This window comes from Myceligenerans cantabricum (genome assembly GCF_054777735.1).
Map to the genome: position 1 here is coordinate 102,373 of NZ_BAAHAJ010000002.1, position 18,529 is coordinate 120,901.

General features: G+C 71.5%; 19 protein-coding genes. All 19 read left to right on the forward strand.

The annotated features are described in order from the left end of the window. Positions 1 to 447, forward strand: a 447-nt coding sequence (locus ACYU96_RS01910; RefSeq protein WP_460748596.1) for an SEC-C metal-binding domain-containing protein, incomplete at its 5' end; no start/stop codon positions are given. Between the two features lie 16 nt (positions 448 to 463). Continuing rightward, positions 464 to 1,747: a homoserine dehydrogenase gene (locus tag ACYU96_RS01915; RefSeq protein WP_460748598.1), complete on the forward strand. Its 1,284-nt coding sequence runs from the start codon at positions 464 to 466 to the stop codon at positions 1,745 to 1,747. A 2-nt stretch (positions 1,748 to 1,749) separates the two neighbouring features. Next, positions 1,750 to 2,850, forward strand: coding sequence for a threonine synthase (thrC, locus tag ACYU96_RS01920; protein WP_460748600.1), 1,101 nt, complete (start codon positions 1,750 to 1,752; stop codon positions 2,848 to 2,850). A gap of 70 nt (positions 2,851 to 2,920) precedes the next feature. Beyond that, on the forward strand, positions 2,921 to 3,895 hold the full coding sequence (gene thrB / locus ACYU96_RS01925) for a homoserine kinase (RefSeq protein ID WP_460748707.1): 975 nt from the start codon (positions 2,921 to 2,923) through the stop codon (positions 3,893 to 3,895). Between the two features lie 299 nt (positions 3,896 to 4,194). Beyond that, on the forward strand, positions 4,195 to 6,207 hold the full coding sequence (gene rho, locus ACYU96_RS01930) for a transcription termination factor Rho (protein WP_460748602.1): 2,013 nt from the start codon (positions 4,195 to 4,197) through the stop codon (positions 6,205 to 6,207). A gap of 122 nt (positions 6,208 to 6,329) precedes the next feature. Further along, on the forward strand, positions 6,330 to 6,545 hold the full coding sequence (rpmE, locus tag ACYU96_RS01935; protein WP_460748604.1) for a 50S ribosomal protein L31: 216 nt from the start codon (positions 6,330 to 6,332) through the stop codon (positions 6,543 to 6,545). 150 nt (positions 6,546 to 6,695) lie between these two features. Then, on the forward strand, positions 6,696 to 7,796 hold the full coding sequence (gene prfA, locus ACYU96_RS01940; protein ID WP_460748605.1) for a peptide chain release factor 1: 1,101 nt from the start codon (positions 6,696 to 6,698) through the stop codon (positions 7,794 to 7,796). A gap of 43 nt (positions 7,797 to 7,839) precedes the next feature. Next, positions 7,840 to 8,916, forward strand: a complete 1,077-nt coding sequence (locus ACYU96_RS01945; protein ID WP_460748607.1) for a N5-glutamine methyltransferase family protein — start codon at positions 7,840 to 7,842, stop codon at positions 8,914 to 8,916. 13 nt (positions 8,917 to 8,929) lie between these two features. Further along, positions 8,930 to 9,595, forward strand: coding sequence for an L-threonylcarbamoyladenylate synthase (locus ACYU96_RS01950; protein ID WP_460748609.1), 666 nt, complete (start codon positions 8,930 to 8,932; stop codon positions 9,593 to 9,595). Further along, complete coding sequence (locus ACYU96_RS01955; protein ID WP_460748610.1) at positions 9,592 to 10,848, forward strand: MraY family glycosyltransferase; 1,257 nt, start codon at positions 9,592 to 9,594, stop codon at positions 10,846 to 10,848. Before ACYU96_RS01950 ends, ACYU96_RS01955 begins: the two co-directional genes overlap by 4 nt. Continuing rightward, positions 10,841 to 11,263 (forward strand): hypothetical protein, encoded by a 423-nt coding sequence (locus ACYU96_RS01960; protein ID WP_460748612.1) that lies wholly within the window; start codon positions 10,841 to 10,843, stop codon positions 11,261 to 11,263. Before ACYU96_RS01955 ends, ACYU96_RS01960 begins: the two co-directional genes overlap by 8 nt. A 200-nt stretch (positions 11,264 to 11,463) precedes the next feature. Beyond that, complete coding sequence (gene atpB, locus ACYU96_RS01965) at positions 11,464 to 12,270, forward strand: F0F1 ATP synthase subunit A (RefSeq protein ID WP_460748613.1); 807 nt, start codon at positions 11,464 to 11,466, stop codon at positions 12,268 to 12,270. 140 nt (positions 12,271 to 12,410) lie between these two features. After that, positions 12,411 to 12,647, forward strand: coding sequence for an ATP synthase F0 subunit C (locus ACYU96_RS01970; protein WP_119142629.1), 237 nt, complete (start codon positions 12,411 to 12,413; stop codon positions 12,645 to 12,647). Further along, positions 12,647 to 13,240, forward strand: a complete 594-nt coding sequence (locus ACYU96_RS01975) for a F0F1 ATP synthase subunit B (RefSeq protein ID WP_460748709.1) — start codon at positions 12,647 to 12,649, stop codon at positions 13,238 to 13,240. The genes ACYU96_RS01970 and ACYU96_RS01975 overlap by 1 nt, the downstream gene beginning before the upstream one ends. Next, entirely contained in the window at positions 13,240 to 14,052 is an 813-nt protein-coding gene (locus ACYU96_RS01980; RefSeq protein WP_460748615.1) for a F0F1 ATP synthase subunit delta, read from the forward strand. The genes ACYU96_RS01975 and ACYU96_RS01980 overlap by 1 nt, the downstream gene beginning before the upstream one ends. Before the next feature lie 57 nt (positions 14,053 to 14,109). Beyond that, positions 14,110 to 15,735, forward strand: a complete 1,626-nt coding sequence (atpA, locus tag ACYU96_RS01985) for a F0F1 ATP synthase subunit alpha (RefSeq protein ID WP_460748617.1) — start codon at positions 14,110 to 14,112, stop codon at positions 15,733 to 15,735. Positions 15,736 to 15,738: 3 nt separating this feature from the next. Next, positions 15,739 to 16,638 (forward strand): F0F1 ATP synthase subunit gamma, encoded by a 900-nt coding sequence (locus tag ACYU96_RS01990; RefSeq protein WP_460748618.1) that lies wholly within the window; start codon positions 15,739 to 15,741, stop codon positions 16,636 to 16,638. A gap of 67 nt (positions 16,639 to 16,705) precedes the next feature. After that, positions 16,706 to 18,172 (forward strand): F0F1 ATP synthase subunit beta, encoded by a 1,467-nt coding sequence (gene atpD, locus ACYU96_RS01995; protein ID WP_460748620.1) that lies wholly within the window; start codon positions 16,706 to 16,708, stop codon positions 18,170 to 18,172. An 88-nt stretch (positions 18,173 to 18,260) separates the two neighbouring features. Further along, the gene (locus tag ACYU96_RS02000) at positions 18,261 to 18,521 is read left to right on the forward strand and encodes a F0F1 ATP synthase subunit epsilon (RefSeq protein WP_460748622.1); all 261 of its coding nucleotides are present in this window, start codon (positions 18,261 to 18,263) and stop codon (positions 18,519 to 18,521) included. Positions 18,522 to 18,529: the final 8 nt, after the last annotated feature.

Below are 18,529 nucleotides of genomic sequence, written 5' to 3' on the forward strand. Positions count from 1 at the left end.
CCGCCCGGCGCCGCCCCGGCGACCGGCCCCGCGGGCCCTGCGCGGACCACCGCCGACGCCGCCGCCGTCCCGGGCGCGAGCGGCATGACCAACGTGATGCCCGCGGTGGGCCGCGACGAGCAGGTCCCGCCCCGCGGCGGGCGGCTCGGCACCGGTCAGCCGGAGCCCACCGAGACGCAGCAGCTCCCGGTGCTCCAGGCCCGTGGACTCGAAGCGCCGCGTCGTACCCCGTTGACGTACAGTGCGCCCAGTGACGACGGCAGCGGTTCCGCCTTCGTCCAGGGACCGGGGACCCGTCGCGGCCGTCGTGCCGCGGGAGGGGCGACCGGCCAGGCGTCGTCGGGCACTGCCGACACGCGAACCTTCCCGGGCACGCCGCGCAACGCGCAGTGCCCCTGCGGTTCTGGCAAGAAGTACAAGGCCTGCCACGGCCTGAACGACACGTGAGGAGACACGAGAGCCGATGACCGGACCCCGCCCGCTGCGCGTCGCCCTGCTCGGGTGTGGAGTCGTCGGCACCCAGGTCGCCAAGACTCTCCTGTACGACCAGGAGGACCTCTCCGCGCGCGTCGGCGCGCCGCTGGAGATCGCCGGCATCGCGGTGCGCGACGTCGACGCTCCGCGCGACATCGCGATCCCCCGCGAGCTGTTCACCAAGGACGCGGAGGCGCTGGTCGACGAGGCGGACGTCGTCGTCGAGCTGATGGGCGGGATCGAGCCCGCGCGCACCCTGCTGCTGCGGGCGATCGAGGACGGCGCCGCCGTCGTCACGGCGAACAAGGCGCTGCTGGCCGACGACGGGCCCACGCTCTACCAGGCCGCGGACGCCGCGGGCGTCGACATCCACGGTGAGGCCGCCGTCGCCGGCGCGATCCCGATCGTCCGGCCGCTGCGTGAGTCCCTCGCCGGTGACGACATCACGCGCGTGCTCGGTATCGTCAACGGCACCACGAACTACGTGCTCGACCAGATGTCCTCCCTGGGGCTGGAGCTCGACATCGCGGTGAAGCAGGCGCAGGAGCTCGGCTACGCGGAGGCGGACCCTACCGCCGACGTCGAGGGGCACGACGCGGCCGCCAAGGCCGCCATCCTCGCGAGTCTCGCCTTCCACACCAGGGTCCGGCTCAAGGACGTCTCCTGCGAGGGCATCACCGGGATCACGGCCGAGGACGTGGAGTGGGCGGACCGCACGGGGTTCTGCGTGAAGCTGCTGGCCATCGCTGAGCGGACGTCGGAGGGCGTCTCCGCGCGCGTGCACCCGGCGCTCGTCCCGAAGGACCACCCGCTGGCGAACGTGCGCGGCGCGTTCAACGCCGTGTTCGTCGAGGCCGACGCGGCCGGCCCGCTCATGTTCTACGGCCAGGGCGCGGGCGGTCGTCCGACGTCGTCGGCCGTGCTGGGCGACATCGTCTCCGCGGGCCGGCACCGCGTGCTCGGCGGCAAGGGCCCGCAGGAGTCCACGTACGCCGCGCTGCCCGTGCTGCCGCAGGACGCCGCGGTCACCCGCTACCAGATGCGCCTCGAGGTCGCCGACCGCCCGGGCGGTCTCGCCGAGGTGGCCGGCGTGCTCGGTGACCACGGCGTCTCGATCGACACCGTGCGCCAGACGCCCGCCACCAGCGGCAGCGCCACTCTCGTCCTCACGACGCATGCCGCGCGTGAGGCCTCCCTGGCGGCCACGGTCGCCGCGGCGGACGGCCTCGAGTCCGTCCGCCGGATCGTGTCCGTCCTGCGAGTCGAGGGATGAAGATGACCGTCGCAGCACCCACCGCCCACCAGTGGCGCGGTGTCATCAACGAGTACGCCGACCGCCTTCCGGAGCACCTCACGACGCACGTCGTGACGCTCGGCGAGGGGGGCACGCCACTGATCCCGGCCCCGGCGATCGGTGACCGCGTCGGCGCCGAGGTGTACGTCAAGTTCGAGGGCATGAACCCGACCGGCTCGTTCAAGGACCGGGGGATGACGGCGGCGATCTCGGCCGCGGCCGCCCGCGGCGCGGAGGCGGTGGTGTGCGCCTCGACGGGCAACACGTCCGCGTCCGCCGCCGCGTACGCCACGCGCGCCGGGATGACCTGCGCGGTCCTCGTGCCGGACGGCAAGATCGCCATGGGCAAGCTGAGCCAGGCGATCGCGCACGGCGCCCGGCTGCTGCAGGTGGACGGGAACTTCGACGACTGCCTGGTCGCCGCCCGGAAGCTGGCCGAGGCCTACCCGGTCGAGCTCGTGAACTCCGTGAACCCGGACCGCATCGAGGGCCAGAAGACCGCCGCGTTCGAGGTGGCCGACGGGCTCGGCGACGCGCCGGACATCCACGTCCTGCCCGTGGGCAACGCCGGGAACATCACGGCGTACTGGAAGGGCTACACGGAGTACGCGGACCCGGCGGCAGGGCCGGTCGGCGCGACGCGCACGCCGGCGATGTGGGGCTTCCAGGCCGCCGGCGCCGCGCCGATCGTGCTGGGGCACCCGGTGGACCAGCCCGAGACCGTCGCGACGGCCATCCGCATCGGCAACCCGGCGTCCTGGCAGCAGGCGATCGACGCGCGGGACACGTCCGGCGGCGTGATCGAGGCCGTGTCCGACGAGGAGATCCTCGCCGCGCACCGGATCCTGTCGGCCGAGGTCGGCGTGTTCGTGGAGCCGGCCTCCGCCGCGGGCGTCGCGGGCGTGCTGTCGCGTGCCGCGCGCGGCCTCGTGCCCGCCGGCGCGCGGATCGTCATCACCGTGACCGGCCACGGGCTCAAGGACCCGGGCTGGGCGCTGCGCACCGCCGACGGCGGCGAGGTCAGGCCGACGAAGGTCGGCGCCGACGTCGTCACCATCGCCGCGGCGCTCGGTCTCGACTGACCCGGACGCTGGGCAGCCCGCCCGCTTCCTCCAATACCGCTCCGCCGCCATGACCCAGAAGGCAGACCAGATGCAGCTCGGTGCCGACCACGTGGTGGTCCGGGTGCCCGCGACGAGCGCCAACCTCGGTCCGGGGTACGACGCCCTGGGGCTCGCGCTCGCGGTGTACGACGAGGTCGAGGTGCGGCTCGTCGCGGCCGACGAGGTGACCGTCGAGGTCGAGGGCGAGGGCGCCGGGGAGGTGCCGCTCGGGGAGGACCATCTCGTGGTGCGCGCACTGCGCCGCACGCTGGACCTCGCGGGCGCCACGCCGACCGGGATCCACATGACCTGCCGCAACGTCATCCCGCACGGGCGGGGCATGGGGTCCTCGTCGGCCGCCGTCGTCGCCGGGATCGTCGCGGGGCGAGCCCTGCTGGCCGACCCGCGCGCCATCGACGCGGCGACCGTGCTCCGGCTCGCCACCGACTTCGAGGGCCATCCTGACAACGCGGCGCCGGCCATCGCCGGCGGTGCCACGGTGGCCTGGACCGACGACGACGGGCCGCGCGCCGTCGACCTGGAGGTGGACCCGGACATCGAGGCGACGGTGGTCGTGCCCGACGTGCGCCTGGAGACCTCGCGCGCTCGTGCCGCGCTGCCGGAAGCCGTCCCGCACGCCGACGCCGCGTTCACCGCGGGACGCGCCGCGCTGCTGGTCGAGGCGCTGGCACGCCGGCCCGAGCTGCTGTTCGACGCCACCGAGGACCGGCTGCACCAGTCGTATCGTGGGGCGGTGCTCGGGGCGTCCGGCGAACTTCTGCGTTCGCTGCGCGCGGAAGGACTCGCGGCGACGGTCTCCGGTGCGGGACCCTCGGTGCTGGTTCTCACGAGCAGCCAGGACACCGGGCGGTTGGACGGTGTGCTGGCGGCGCTGATCGACGAGACCGCGGGCTGGCGCGTGCTGCGGCCCGGGATCGATGCCGCGGGTGCGCGGGCGAGGAGACGAGCCGGCAACGCGGATGCGTTATCGTCCGCGCCCAGGACCCGGGAAAAAAGGGCCTGAGTTACTGGATACCAAGCCTTGACGAGGTGGTAGGATGCAGTGAGCCTTTCGGGATAGAAAGCGGCATCAAGTGAGTCATCACGCCGCGAACCCGTGAGCAAGGCCGAACCACCCGCCGTCCACACTGTGTTCGTGTGCGCGAGCTCGTTCGGTTGCCGCATCTCAGGCCGACAACTGCCCCCGTCAGCCGACGTCGTACCACTGATGCGAGGTTTTCAGCGCCCGTTCCCATCTGGGCGCACCGCCTATGTGGCCTTCCCAAGAGAGCAGGCCGCAGTTCCGAGGGGGAAGGGTCCTTCGTGACAGACACCACCGATAACGCCAAGCCCGCAAGCGGCGCGCTGAGCGCCATGCGTCTGGCAGAGCTTCAGTCGCTCGCCTCCGAGCTCGGCGTCAAGGGCATCTCGAAGATGCGCAAGAGCGATCTCGTCGAGGCCATCCGAACCACCACCGGTGAGCCCGTCGGCGGCGCAGCGTCGCGTCGTCGGCCTGCGAAGGCGGCGAGCGCATCGCAGCCCGCCGACACACCGGCCGAGTCCGCTGCTCCCGTCGCGGCCGCGGCGTCCGCCCCCGTGGCGACCGCCGTGGTCCCCGCCACGGCGAGCGCGACCACCGAGACCAATGCTCCGTCGGGCGAGGACCGCGCCGCCCGCCTCGCCGAGCTGGCCGAGGCCGTCGCGCAGCCGCGCTCGCGCCGCGCGAGCCGCGACCAGGGCACCCCCGCCGGGGACGGCCAGCAGAACGGCGAGACCGGTGAGAACCGCCACGGCCAGACCCGCCAGGGCAAGCAGGAGCGCACGGGCAGCGGCTCGGGGCGCGACACCGGCCGGGAGAGCAACGGCCGGGACGGCAACGGCCGGGACGGCGCTCGTGACGCCGGCCGGGACACCAACGGCCGCGACGGCGGCGCCCGGGATAGCCAGGCCCGCGACGGCGGCAACCGCGGCGAGGCGCGTCGCGACACCCGCCAGCGGGACAACGGCCCGCGCACCGACGGCCCGCGCACCGAGCGTGAGGACGACCGCTCACGCCGGCGCCGGGGCCGGGACCGCGGCCGGGACCGCAAGCGTCGCGGTGGCCGGGGCCAGGGCCCGGACGTCGACCTGGAGAGCGTCGAGGTCACCGAGAGCGATGTGCTGCTGCCCGTCGCCGGCATCCTCGACATCCTCGACAACTACGCGTTCGTCCGGACGTCGGGCTACCTCGCCGGGTCGAACGACGTGTACGTGTCGCTGAACCAGGTCCGCAAGTCGGGCCTGCGCCGCGGTGACGCGATCACCGGCGCGGTGCGCCAGCCCCGCGAGGGCGAGGAGCCGCCGTCGGGCAAGAACGCGCGGAACAAGTTCAACGCGCTCGTCCGGCTCGACACGGTCAACGGCATGACGCCGGAGGAGGCGGGGGAGCGCCCCGAGTTCGGGAAGCTCACCCCCCTGTACCCGCAGGAGCGCCTGCGTCTGGAGAACCCCGAGGCCACGAAGCTCACGCCGCGCGTGATCGACATCGTTGCCCCGATCGGCAAGGGCCAGCGCGGCCTGATCGTCGCACCGCCCAAGGCCGGCAAGACGCTGATGATGCAGCAGATCGCCAACTCGATCACGGCGAACAACCCTGAGGTCCACCTCATGGTGGTGCTCGTGGACGAGCGGCCGGAGGAGGTCACCGACTTCTCGCGGTCGGTGCAGGGTGAGGTCATCTCCTCGACGTTCGACCGGCACGCCTCGGACCACACGCTGGTCGCGGAGCTCGCCATCGAGCGGGCGAAGCGCCTCGTGGAGCTGGGCCAGGACGTCGTCGTGCTGCTGGACGGCATCACCCGCCTGAGCCGTGCGTACAACCTCGCGGCCCCCGCCTCCGGGCGCATCCTGTCCGGCGGTGTGGACGCCGCGGCGCTGTACCCGCCCAAGAAGTTCTTCGGCGCCGCCCGCAACATCGAGAACGGCGGCTCGCTGACGATCCTCGCCACGGCGCTGGTCGAGACCGGCTCCAAGATGGACGAGGTCATCTTCGAGGAGTTCAAGGGCACCGGGAACATGGAGCTACGGCTCTCGCGTTCTCTCTCCGAGAAGCGCATCTTCCCGGCGATCGACGTCAACGCGTCGAGCACCCGCCGGGAAGAGATCCTCATGTCCAAGGAGGAGCTGGCGATCGTCTACAAGCTGCGCCGCGTGATGGGCGCACTCGACACGCAGCAGGCCACCGAGCTGCTGCTGGGCAAGCTCAAGGAGCACAAGTCCAACGTCGAGTTCCTCATGGAGGTCCAGAAGACGACGCCGGGCAAGCTCACGGACGAGAACCCGGGCGAGACCGTCTGAGATCACACGTCGCCGGGGCCGACAGCCTCGGCGACGTCTGGCAGAATAGTTCCTCGGCCTGCCGCTTCACGGCCCGCAGACAGCGGGGCGACCCGGCAGCCTCAGATCAAGGAGCATCATCCATGAAGTCCGGTATCCACCCCGAGTACGTCCTCACCGAGGTCACCTGCACCTGCGGGAACACCTTCGTGACGCGTAGCACCGAGACGTCCGGCAAGATCAGCGCCGACGTGTGCAGCGCCTGCCACCCGTTCTACACGGGCAAGCAGAAGATCCTCGACACCGGTGGTCGCGTGGCTCGCTTCCAGGCGCGCTACGGCAAGAAGACCGCCAAGTAGCACTCTCGCAGCGCCGGCGGGACCGCCGCGTCACAACCTCTCCAGGGGCAGTCGACGCGCGGGCCCGCCGGCGCTGCTGTTGTCCCGAGCGCAGGGGCCGGTCGGTCGTGCGCCGGACGCCCTGCCCGCAACCGAACCTGAGGTGACTCCGTGACCGAGCAGTTCTCCGCCGTCGGGCCGCTGCTCGAGGAGCATGCCGACATCGAGCGTGCGCTCGCCGATCCGGCCGTGCACGCCGATCAGGGGCGCGCGCGGAGCCTCGGACGGCGGTACGCCGAGCTCAACCAGGTGGTCGCGGCACATCGCGCGTGGCAGCGGGCGCGGGAGGACCGGGAGACGGCGGAGGAGCTCGCCGCGCTCGAGGACGGCGCCGACGCGGAGTTCGCCGACGCGCTCCCCGGCCTCCGGGACGCCGAGGCGGAGGCTGCCGAGAAGCTCCGCCGGGTCCTGATCCCGCGCGACCCCGACGACGGCCGCGACGTCATCCTGGAGATCAAGGCCGGTGAGGGCGGCGACGAGTCCGCCCTGTTCGCCGGGGACCTGCTGCGCATGTACGTCCGGTTCGCGGAGCGGCGCGGCTGGTCGGCCCAGGTGCTCGACGGGAACCGCACCGAGCTCGGCGGGTACAAGGACGTCCAGCTCGCGATCAAGGCGAAGGCCGTCGAAGACCCGTCTCAGGGCGTGTGGGCCAACCTCAAGTACGAGGGCGGCGTGCACCGGGTGCAGCGTGTCCCGGTCACGGAGTCGCAGGGGCGTATCCACACGTCAGCCGCCGGCGTGCTGGTCTTCCCCGAGGTGGACGACCCGGGCGAGATCGAGATCGACCAGAACGACCTGCGCATCGACGTCTACCGGTCCTCCGGTCCCGGCGGCCAGTCGGTCAACACCACGGACTCCGCGGTCCGCATCACGCACGAGCCCACCGGCATCGTCGTGTCGATGCAGAACGAGAAGTCGCAGCTCCAGAACCGTGAGGCCGCGATGCGGGTGCTGCGGGCGCGCCTGCTCGCCGCCCGGCAGGAGGCGGCCGCCGCCGAGGCCGCCGACCTGCGCCGTTCCCAGGTGCGCACCGTGGACCGCTCCGAGCGGATCCGGACGTACAACTTCCCGGAGAACCGCATCGCGGACCACCGCACCGGCTTCAAGGCGTACAACCTGGACCACGTCCTGGACGGTGACCTGGAACCGGTCGTCCGCTCGGCGATCGAGGCGGACGAGGCGGCACGGCTGGCGGAAGCGGGCGAGGCGTGAGGTCGCCGGCGCGCGCACGGTCCGCCGGCGCCCGCACGGCCCGATGAGCGTGCCGCACGTGCCGGGCCCGCCACCGGCGGACACGGACGGTCTCGTCCGTCAGGCCGCGCAGGTGCTGTCCGACGCCGGTGTCGGGTCCCCGCGGGTCGACGCCGAGCTCCTGCTCGCACACGCACTCGGCGTCGGGCCCGCGGAGGTGCGCCGCCGCGCGATCCTCGGCACGCCCGTGTCCGACGACGAGCGCGCGCGTCTCGCCGGTCTCGTCGCCCGCCGTGCGGCGCGGGAGCCGCTGCAGCACCTGACCGGTGTCGCGGCCTTCCGGTACCTGGAGCTCGCGGTGGGCCCGGGTGTCTTCGTCCCCCGCCCGGAGACCGAGCAGGTCGCCCAGGTCGCCGTCGACGAGGCCGCCCGCCTCGCGCGCGCGGTCGTCGTCGATCTGTGCACCGGGTCCGGGGCGATCGCGCTCGCCGTCGCGACCGAGGTCCCGGGCAGCCGCGTGCACGCCGTGGAGCTCGACGCCGGCGCTCACGCGTGGGCGGCCCGCAACATCGCCGCCGCACCTGTGCGAGCCGCCGCGCCCGGTGGCGGGTACGCCGACCCGGTGGACGCCGCCGGGCGGGCCGAGGCGCTGGTGCACCTCGTCAAGGGCGATGCCCGGACCGCGCTGCGCGAGCTGGACGGCGCGGTCGACGTCGTCGTGTCCAATCCGCCCTACGTGCCGCCGGACGCCGTGCCGCGCGACCCGGAGGTGGCCGAGCACGACCCGGCCGTCGCGCTGTACGGGCTGGGCGCGGACGGGCTGGAGGTGCCGCGCGGGATCGCCGCCGCGGCCGCGCGGCTGCTGCGGCCCGGCGGCCTGTTCGTCATGGAGCACGCCGAGGTGCAGGCGTCCGAGGCCCGCGCGATGGTGGACGCGGTTCCCGAGCCCGGCGCCGCCCGCCGGGCCACGCCGGGACCGTCCGGCCCGGAGCCCACGGAGCCCACGGGGCCCCGGACGCCCGCCCCGGCCGCCGTCGGCCCCGCGTTCGGTCGCGCCGCGACGCGCGACGACCTCGCGGGCCGGCCGCGGATGGTCGTCGCGCGCCGCGCGGACCGGCGCGGACGAGCACGCGAGTCATGAAAGACTGTGACGCGTGACCGTACCTGTACGTCCCGTGCTCGATGCCACTGACCCGGGGTCCTGGGGACCGGCGATCGACGAGGCGGTCAACGCGATCTCGCGCGGCAGCCTCGTGGTGCTGCCCACCGACACCGTCTACGGGATCGCAGCCGACGCCTTCGACGCCGCCGCCGTCGCCGCGCTCCTCGCGGCCAAGGGCCGCGGCCGCCAGATGCCCCCGCCGGTGCTGATCGGCGACGTCGCCACGCTCGACGGGCTCGCCACCGACGTGCCAGGCGTCGCCCGCGACCTCGCCGAGGCCTTCTGGCCCGGCGGCTTCACGATCATCCTGCACGCCCAGCCGTCCCTGCAGTGGGACCTGGGGGAGACGAACGGCACGGTCGCGCTGCGGATGCCCGACCACCCGGCCGCGCTCGCGCTGCTGCGCCGCACGGGGCCGCTGGCGGTGTCGAGCGCGAACCTCTCGGGCCAGCCGGCCGCGGGCGACGTCCACGAGGCGCTCGAACAGCTCGGTGACTCGGTAGCCGTCTACCTGGACGGCGGGGCGGCGCCCGGAGGGACGGCGTCGACGATCGTCGACGCGACGGGGGAGGAGCTTCGCGTGGTACGTTCCGGCGCGATCGGGCCCGGGGCGTTGCACGAGGTGGCGCCCTCGCTCAGCCTGGAGGAAGACGCGTGAGGGTGTACCTGCTGCTGATGCTCGTGGCCGCCGCGGTCACGTTCCTGACGACCCCTGCCGCCCGCTGGGTGGCGCTGCGCACCTCGGCCATCTCGGCGGTCCGCGCCCGCGACGTGCACTCGGTGCCGACGCCGCGCGCCGGCGGGCTGGCGATGATGCTCGGCATCATCGTGGCGGTGCTGCTGGCTTCCCGGATGCCGTTCCTGGAGGGAGTCTTCGCGGACCGCCAGGTCTTCGGCATCGTCGGCGGGGCGCTCATCGTGTGCCTGCTCGGCTGGGCCGACGACGTCTGGGACCTCGACTGGCTGACCAAGCTCGCCGGCCAGGCCCTCGCGGCCGGGTTCATGGCGCTGCAGGAGGTACAGCTCGTCACCCTGCCCACCCCCGGCAGCCTCACCATCCCCTCGTCGCGCCTGTCGCTGATCGCCACGGTGCTCGTGGTGGTGATCGCGATGAACGCGGTGAACTTCGTGGACGGCCTGGACGGGCTGGCCGCGGGGATCATCGCCATCGGCGGCACGGCGTTCTTCCTGTACACGTACACGCTCACGGCCGAGGACACGCCGGACAACTACGCGTCCGTCGCGTCCCTGATGATGGCAGTGCTGGTGGGCGTGTGTCTGGGCTTCCTGCCACACAACTTCTTCCCGTCGCGGATCTTCATGGGCGACAGCGGGTCGATGGTGCTCGGCCTCGTCATGGCCGGCGCCGCGATCACCGTCACCGGCAACGTCAAGCCGGACGTCATGACCGGTGTCGCGGCGATCCCCGCCCTGTTCCCGCTGCTGCTGCCCGTCGCGGTGATCATGCTGCCGCTGACCGACATGGCCATGGCCGTCGTGCGGCGGCTCGCCGCCGGGAAGTCGCCGATGGCGCCCGACCGCCTGCACCTGCACCACCGCATGCTCGCCCTCGGCCACTCCCACCGCCGCGCCGTGCTGATCCTGTACGTGTGGACCGCCGTGTTCGCGTTCAGCGCGGCGGCGCTCGTGGCGTGGGACTGGCGGATCGTGATGGCCTGCACGGCGGCGGCCGTCCTCGTGGCGGTCGTGGTGACGATGGGTCCGCTGCGGAACCGCGGACGTTTCCTGGACGACGACGCCGCGCTGGCGCACCACGGGAAGGAGCGGACCGAACCGGGCCCGCGCACGGGTGCCACGGCGCACGGTGCGGAGATCGGGGCCGCGCCCGCTGCCGCGGCGCAGTCGGTCGCCACCGACCCCACCACGAAGAACGAGGAGAGCAATGTCTGAGACGTCCGACGCCCACCGCACCGAGCGTGCGGTCCTGCGCACCGCCCTGCGCGACGGCGGTCTGCTGGTGGCCGGCCTGGCCGTGGTCGGGTCGGTGGTGGGCCTGATCGTGTCCGGGACTGCCGGCGTGTGGGGTGCGCTGATCGGTGCCGCCCTGGCGGCCTTCTTCTCCGGCGTGACCGTCTGGTCGATGTCGCGAACCATCGGCAAGGACCCGACGACCATGGGTGCCGTGGTCATGGGCAGCTGGCTCGGCAAGATGGCCGTGCTGGTGGTCGTTCTCGTGGTGCTGCGCGGGCAGGACTTCTACGACCGCGTGATCCTGTTCGTGGTGCTCCTGATCGGTGCCGTCGGGTCGGCCCTGCTCGACTACCGCGCCGTGCGCGGCGGCCGGGTGCCGTACACCGATGCGTGATCGTCCTGACATCCCATTGCGCAATTCGTCACAAGGGGCCTCTTGACTGGTCTCAGAGGCCCTGAAGGTACGAAACATGCGTTAGGCTACTTGCGAATCCATGACGGCCAGGCCCGATGGTGCGCCCGTTCCGCCAGTCGGCAATGCGCGCCAGGCCTCTGACCAATCTGGGAGTCCTCCTGTCCACGTTAGCGACGTCCATGATCCTTGCCGCCGCAGAAGGCCACGAGGACGCGGGCGGCTTCCACCCGCCGTCGTTGTCTGACTTCTTCCCGTCGGCCATCGCGTTCGGCGAGACCATCTTCCAGATCGATCGGATCTGGATCATCCGCGTCATCGCGACGATCGTGCTGCTGTCGGTCTTCGTGATCGCCGCCCGTCGCGCCAAGGTCGTGCCCGGCCGGTTCCAGGCCGCGGTCGAGTACCTGCTCCACTTCGTGCGCGTGCAGATCGTCGAGGAGATCATGGGCAAGGAGCGCGCCAAGCGCTACGTGCCCATGCTGACCACGATCTTCTTCACGATCCTGGCGTTCAACCTCACGGGCGTCATCCCTGGCCTGAACCTGGCCGCGACGTCCCGGATCGGTGTCCCGCTGCTCCTGGCGCTCTGGGTGTTCGTGACGTACTGGCACGCCGGCATCCAGAAGCACGGCCTCGGCGGCTACCTCAAGGCGAACCTCTTCCCGCCCGGCGTGCCGTGGCCGATCTACTTCATCCTGACGCCGATCGAGCTGCTGCAGATCCTGATCATCCGCCCGGGCTCGCTGATGGTCCGGCTCGTGGCCAACATGGTCGCCGGACACATCATGCTGGTGCTCTGCTTCGCGGCCACCCAGTTCTTCGTCGTCGACTCGGCCGGTACCGGCCTGATGGCCTTCGGCGTCCTGACCCTCCCCGCCGGCATCTTCGTGACGCTGTTCGAGGTCCTGGTCGGGTTCCTGCAGGCGTACATCTTCGCGCTGCTGGCCGCGGTCTACATCAACATGTCGCTCGAGGAGGAGCACTGAGGGCCGTCGGCCCGCACTGCTCCCCGCGCACGGCACCCGAACACTTCAACTGAACCCCATGGCGATGGGCGCACGATGCGTCCGTACGCAACCACGCGACGCCGGACCGAGCTCCGGCGCCCAACGGAAGGAAGACGCAAGTGGACGTCACCACTCTCGCTGAGGTCACCGGTAACCTGAACGCGGTCGGCTACGGTCTCGCCGCCACCGGCCCGGGTATCGGCCTCGGCATCCTCATCGGCAAGACGATCGAGGGTATGGCCCGCCAGCCCGAGGTCGCCGGCCAGCTTCGCGCGACCATGTTCCTCGGTGTTGCTTTCGTCGAGGTGCTCGCCCTGCTCGGGCTCGTCGCCGGCTTCCTCTTCCCGGCCGCGTGATGTCGGCGCGCGCGAGCGCCGCCAACATCCTGGCGGCGACGGAAGAACCGGAAGGTATCGACCTGTTCCTGCCGGCCGGCTACGACCTGTTGTGGTCGGCGGTGGTGCTGGTCATCATCGCGGTCACGTTCTACAGGTACGTGCTGCCCCCGATGAACAAGGTGCTCGACGAGCGCGCCGCGCAGATCGAGGGCGGTATCAAGAAGGCCGAAGAGGCGCAGGCGCAGGCCGACAAGGCTCTCGAGGAGCAGGAGCGCCTGCTGTCCGAGGCCCGTGGGGAGGCGGCGCAGGTGCGCGAGGAGGCCCGTGCCGAGGGCTCCGCGATCATCAGTGATCTCAAGGCCAAGGCGAGCGACGAGGCAGCCCGGATCACGGAGACCGCGCACCGGCAGATCGAGGCCGAGCGCCAGGCGGCCGCCGTGTCGCTGCGTTCCGAGGTCGGTTCGCTGGCCACGGACCTCGCGTCCAAGATCGTCGGTGAGTCGCTGGAGGACTCCGCACGCCAGTCGCGCGTCGTGGACCGCTTCCTCGACGATCTCGACGCGGCCCAGGCCCAGGACACGGTGTCGGCCGGAAGCACCAAGGAGGCGTGATGCGGGGAACGAGCGGAGCATCGCTGGAGGCGGCGCAGGAACGGTTCGAACCGGTCCTGACCGCCGCGGGTGCGGACGCCCTCACGCTCGGCGAGCAGCTGTTCGCCGTCGTCGAGGCGCTGGACGAGTCGGGCGCGCTGCGCCGCTCGCTCTCCGACCCGTCCCGCGGCGGCGAGGACAAGGCTGCTCTGGTGGCCGGGCTGCTCGGTCGCTTCGACGAGCGCGTGGTCGACCTGGTCTCCGGTATGGCCCGGTCCCGCTGGGCGAGCGAGACCGACCTGGTGGACGGTCTCGAGCGGCTTGCCGTGGACGCGACGCTCGCCGCGGCGGAGTCGCGCGGCACGCTCGAGACGGTCGAGGACGAGCTCTTCCGGGTGACCCGGGTGCTCGTCGGGCAGCGTGCGGCACGCCAGGCGCTGTCCGACGCCACCACCGACGTCGCACGGCGTCGCGCCCTGGTCGACGCGCTGCTCGGCGGCAAGGTCGACGAGGTGACGCTGGCGCTCGCGCTGCGGGCGACGTCGCACCCCCGGGGCCGCCGCTTCGTCCCGGCGCTCACCTGGTTCGGCGGGGTCGCGGCCGAGCGCCGCAAGCGCCTCGTGGCCGTGGTGACGTCGGCGACGGTGCTGAGCCGGGCCCAGGAGGAGCGTCTCGGCGCGATCCTCGCGCGGTCGTACGGCCGCGCCGTGCAGCTGAACGTCACCGTCGACCCCGCGGTCGTCGGTGGCCTGCGCATCCAGGTCGGCGCCGATGTCGTCGACTCCACCGTCCTGTCGCGCCTGGCCGACGCGCAGCGTCGCCTGGCCGGCTGAACCACGTGAGTTACAACCTTCCGCCGCGCCCGACCGCGGCACGACAGGAGAAGAGCAATGGCTGAGCTGACGATCCGGCCGGACGAGATCCGTGCCGCGCTGGACAGCTTCGTGCAGTCCTACGAGCCCGACGCCGCGGTGGCCGAAGAGGTGGGCCGCGTCGTCTTCGCCGCCGACGGCATCGCTCGCGTCGAGGGTCTGCCCGGTGCGATGGCCAACGAGCTGCTGCGTTTCGACGACGGCACGCTCGGCCTCGCGCTGAACCTGGACGTCCGCGAGATCGGTGTGGTGCTCCTCGGAGAGTTCACCGGTATCGAGGAGGGTCAGGAGGTCCGCCGTACGGGTGAGGTCCTCTCGGTCCCGGTGGGCGAGGGCTACCTCGGCCGCGTCGTGGACCCGCTGGGGAACCCCATCGACGGTCTCGGCGAGGTCGAGACGGACGGCCGGCGTGCCCTGGAGCTCCAGGCGCCCGGCGTCATGCAGCGCAAGTCGGTCCACGAGCCGCTGCAGACCGGCATCAAGGCGATCGACTCGATGATCCCGATCGGCCGTGGGCAGCGCCAGCTGATCATCGGCGACCGTCAGACCGGCAAGACGGCGATCGCGGTCGACACGATCATCAACCAGAAGGCGAACTGGGAGACCGGCGACCCGAACCAGCAGGTGCGCTGCATCTACGTCGCCATCGGCCAGAAGGGCTCGACCATCGCCTCCGTGCGGGGCGCGCTCGAGGAGGCCGGCGCCCTGGAGTACACGACGATCGTCGCTGCTCCGGCGTCCGACCCGGCGGGCTTCAAGTACCTCGCGCCGTACACGGGCTCGGCCATCGGCCAGCACTGGATGTACAGCGGCAAGCACGTGCTGGTCATCTTCGACGACCTGTCGAAGCAGGCCGAGGCCTACCGTGCCGTCTCCCTGCTGCTGCGCCGCCCGCCGGGCCGCGAGGCGTACCCGGGTGACGTCTTCTACCTGCACTCCCGCCTGCTCGAGCGTTGCGCGAAGCTCAGCGACGACCTGGGCGCGGGCTCGATGACCGGCCTGCCGATCATCGAGACCAAGGCGAACGACGTCTCGGCGTACATCCCGACGAACGTCATCTCCATCACGGACGGCCAGATCTTCCTGCAGTCCGACCTGTTCAACGCGGACCAGCGCCCGGCGGTCGACGTCGGTATCTCGGTCTCCCGTGTCGGCGGTGACGCCCAGGTCAAGGCGATGAAGAAGGTCGCCGGTACGTTGAAGCTGGAGCTGGCGCAGTACCGCTCGCTCGAGGCGTTCGCGATGTTCGCGTCCGACCTCGACGCGGCGTCGCGCGGTCAGCTGCAGCGCGGTGCGGCCCTCATGGAGTTGCTCAAGCAGCCCCAGTACACGCCGTACCCGGTCGAGGACCAGGTCGCCTCCGTGTGGGCCGGCACCAAGGGCAAGCTGGACGACGTCCCTGTCGCCGACATCAAGCGCTTCGAGGCGGAGATGCTGGACCACCTGCGGCGCAAGTCGGACGTGCTGCAGAAGATCGCCGAGACCGGCAAGTGGAACGACGAGGTCGAGGGCGCTCTGCAGAGCGGCGTCGACGAGTTCCGCAACGGCTTCGTCAAGAGCGATGGTGTCGCCCTGGTCGGCGGCGACGACGGCCAGCCCGTCGACGTCGAGCAGGAGCAGATCGTCGTCAAGAAGAAGGCCTGAGACATGGCCGGTGGAATGCAGCGCGTCTACAAGGCGCGGATCAAGTCGACGCAGTCGCTGAAGAAGATGTTCCGTGCACAGGAGCTCATCGCAGCGTCGCGCATCGGTAAGGCCCGGGCGCGGACCGCCGCTGCGGCCCCGTACGCCACGGCCGTCACGCGCGCCGTGTCGGCCGTGGCGGCGCACGCGAGCATCGACCACCCGCTGACCACCGAGCGCAAGGACCCGTCGGGTCGTGCCGCGGTGTTCGTGGTCTCGTCGGACCGCGGGATGGCGGGCTCGTACTCGGCGTCCATCGTGCGCGAGGCCGAGCGCCTCGTCGGGCAGCTCACCGAGGAGGGCAAGGAGGTCGTGCTGTACGTGGCCGGCCGCCGCGCCGTCTCCTTCTACTCGTTCCGCGACCGCGAGCTCGCCGGCACGTGGGCCTACGGGTCCGACGCGCCGACGGCGGACGTCGCCGACGAGATCGCCGACGCTCTCCTGGGGGCCTTCCTGGCGCCCGTCGAGGAGGGTGGTGTCGACGAGCTCCACGTGGTCTCCACGCAGTTCGTGAACATGGTGACGCAGCGCCCCCGCGTGGTGCGGATGCTGCCGCTCGAGATCGTCGAGGGCGTGAGCGTGCCGGGAGAGCACGACGTGACGCCGCTCTACGACTTCGAGCCGTCTCCGGAGTCCGTGCTCGACGCCCTGCTGCCGCGGTACGTGCGCTCCCGCATCTTCGCGGTCCTGCTCGACGCCGCGGCGTCCGAGCTGGCCGCGCGCCAGCGGGCCATGCACACGGCGACCGAGAACGCCGAGGACCTGATCCGCACGTACACGCGTCTGGCGAACCAGGCACGACAGGCCGACATCACCCAGGAGATCAGCGAGATCGTCTCGGGTGCCGACGCACTGGCCTCTTGAGCAAGCGCCGAGAAGACAACAGACACCCCGCCGGAGGACCCTCCGGCCCACCGAAGCGAGGCAAGCAATGACCGCCACCACCGTGGAAGCCACGGTCGAGCACTCGAGCGGCCCCGGCACCGGCCGGGTCGCGCGGGTGACCGGCCCCGTCGTGGACATCGAGTTCCCCGAGGACGCGATCCCCGACATCTACAACGCCCTCACCACCGAGATCGACCTGGGCGAGAACAGCCTCACCCTCACGCTCGAGGTCGCCCAGCACCTGGGTGACTCGCTCGTGCGGGCCATCGCCCTGAAGCCGACCGACGGCCTGGTCCGCGGTGCCACCGTGACCGACACCGGCGAGGCGATCAGCGTGCCCGTCGGTGACGTCACCAAGGGCAAGGTCTTCAACGTCACCGGTGAGGTCCTGAACCTCGCCGAGGGCGAGAAGTTCGAGGTCACCGAGCGCTGGCCGATCCACCGCACGGCCCCGGCCTTCGACCAGCTCGAGTCCAAGACGCAGATGTTCGAGACGGGCATCAAGTCGATCGACCTCCTCACCCCGTACGTGCAGGGCGGGAAGATCGGCCTCTTCGGTGGTGCGGGCGTCGGCAAGACGGTCCTCATCCAGGAGATGATCCAGCGCGTCGCGCAGGACCACGGCGGTGTGTCCGTGTTCGCCGGCGTCGGCGAGCGCACGCGTGAGGGCAACGACCTGATCGCCGAGATGGACGAGGCCGGCGTCTTCGACAAGACGGCCCTCGTGTTCGGCCAGATGGACGAGCCCCCGGGCACCCGTCTTCGCGTGGCCCTGTCGGCCCTGACGATGGCGGAGTACTTCCGTGACGTGAAGAAGCAGGACGTGCTGCTCTTCATCGACAACATCTTCCGCTTCACGCAGGCGGGCTCCGAGGTCTCCACGCTGCTCGGGCGTATGCCGTCCGCGGTGGGCTACCAGCCGAACCTCGCGGACGAGATGGGCCTCCTCCAGGAGCGCATCACCTCGACGCGCGGTCACTCCATCACGTCGCTGCAGGCCATCTACGTGCCCGCGGACGACTACACGGACCCGGCCCCGGCCACGACGTTCGCCCACCTGGACGCGACGACCGAGCTCTCCCGCGAGATCGCGTCGAAGGGTCTCTACCCGGCGATCGACCCGCTGACCTCGACGTCGCGCATCCTCGACCCGCGCTACGTGGGCCAGGAGCACTACGATGTCGCCACCGAGGTGAAGTCGATCCTGCAGCGCAACAAGGAGCTGCAGGACATCATCGCGATCCTCGGTGTGGACGAGCTCTCGGAGGAGGACAAGACGCTGGTGGCGCGTGCGCGCCGCATCCAGCAGTTCCTCTCGCAGAACACCTACATGGCGAAGAAGTTCACGGACGTCGAGGGTTCGACGGTGCCGCTGACCGAGACCATCGAGGCGTTCAAGAAGATCGCGGCCGGCGAGTTCGACCACGTCGCCGAGCAGGCGTTCTACAACATCGGTGGCCTCGAGGACCTCGAGCGCAACTGGGCGAAGATCCAGAAGGAGTACGGGGCCTGAGCCTCGTCGTCTCGCCGCGGTACGCCGTCGGGCCGGGTTCCGGCCCGACGGCGTATCATGACCCGCACTATCGAGAGGGAGGCCCTGAGTGGCTGAGCTGAGCGTGGATCTCGTGGCCACGGACCGCAAGGTCTGGTCGGGTGCCGCCAAAGAGGTGAGCGCGCCGTCGGTGGACGGGCAGATCGGAGTCCTGGCCAACCACACGCCGCTGCTCGCGGTGCTGCGTCCGGGCACCGTCTCCGTGCGAACGGACACGGGCACGGCCGTGGAAGCCCAGGTCGACGGTGGGTTCGTCTCCGTCGACGAGAACCTGGTGACGATCGTCGTCGACGAGATCAACCTGGTCTGAGGGAGGGA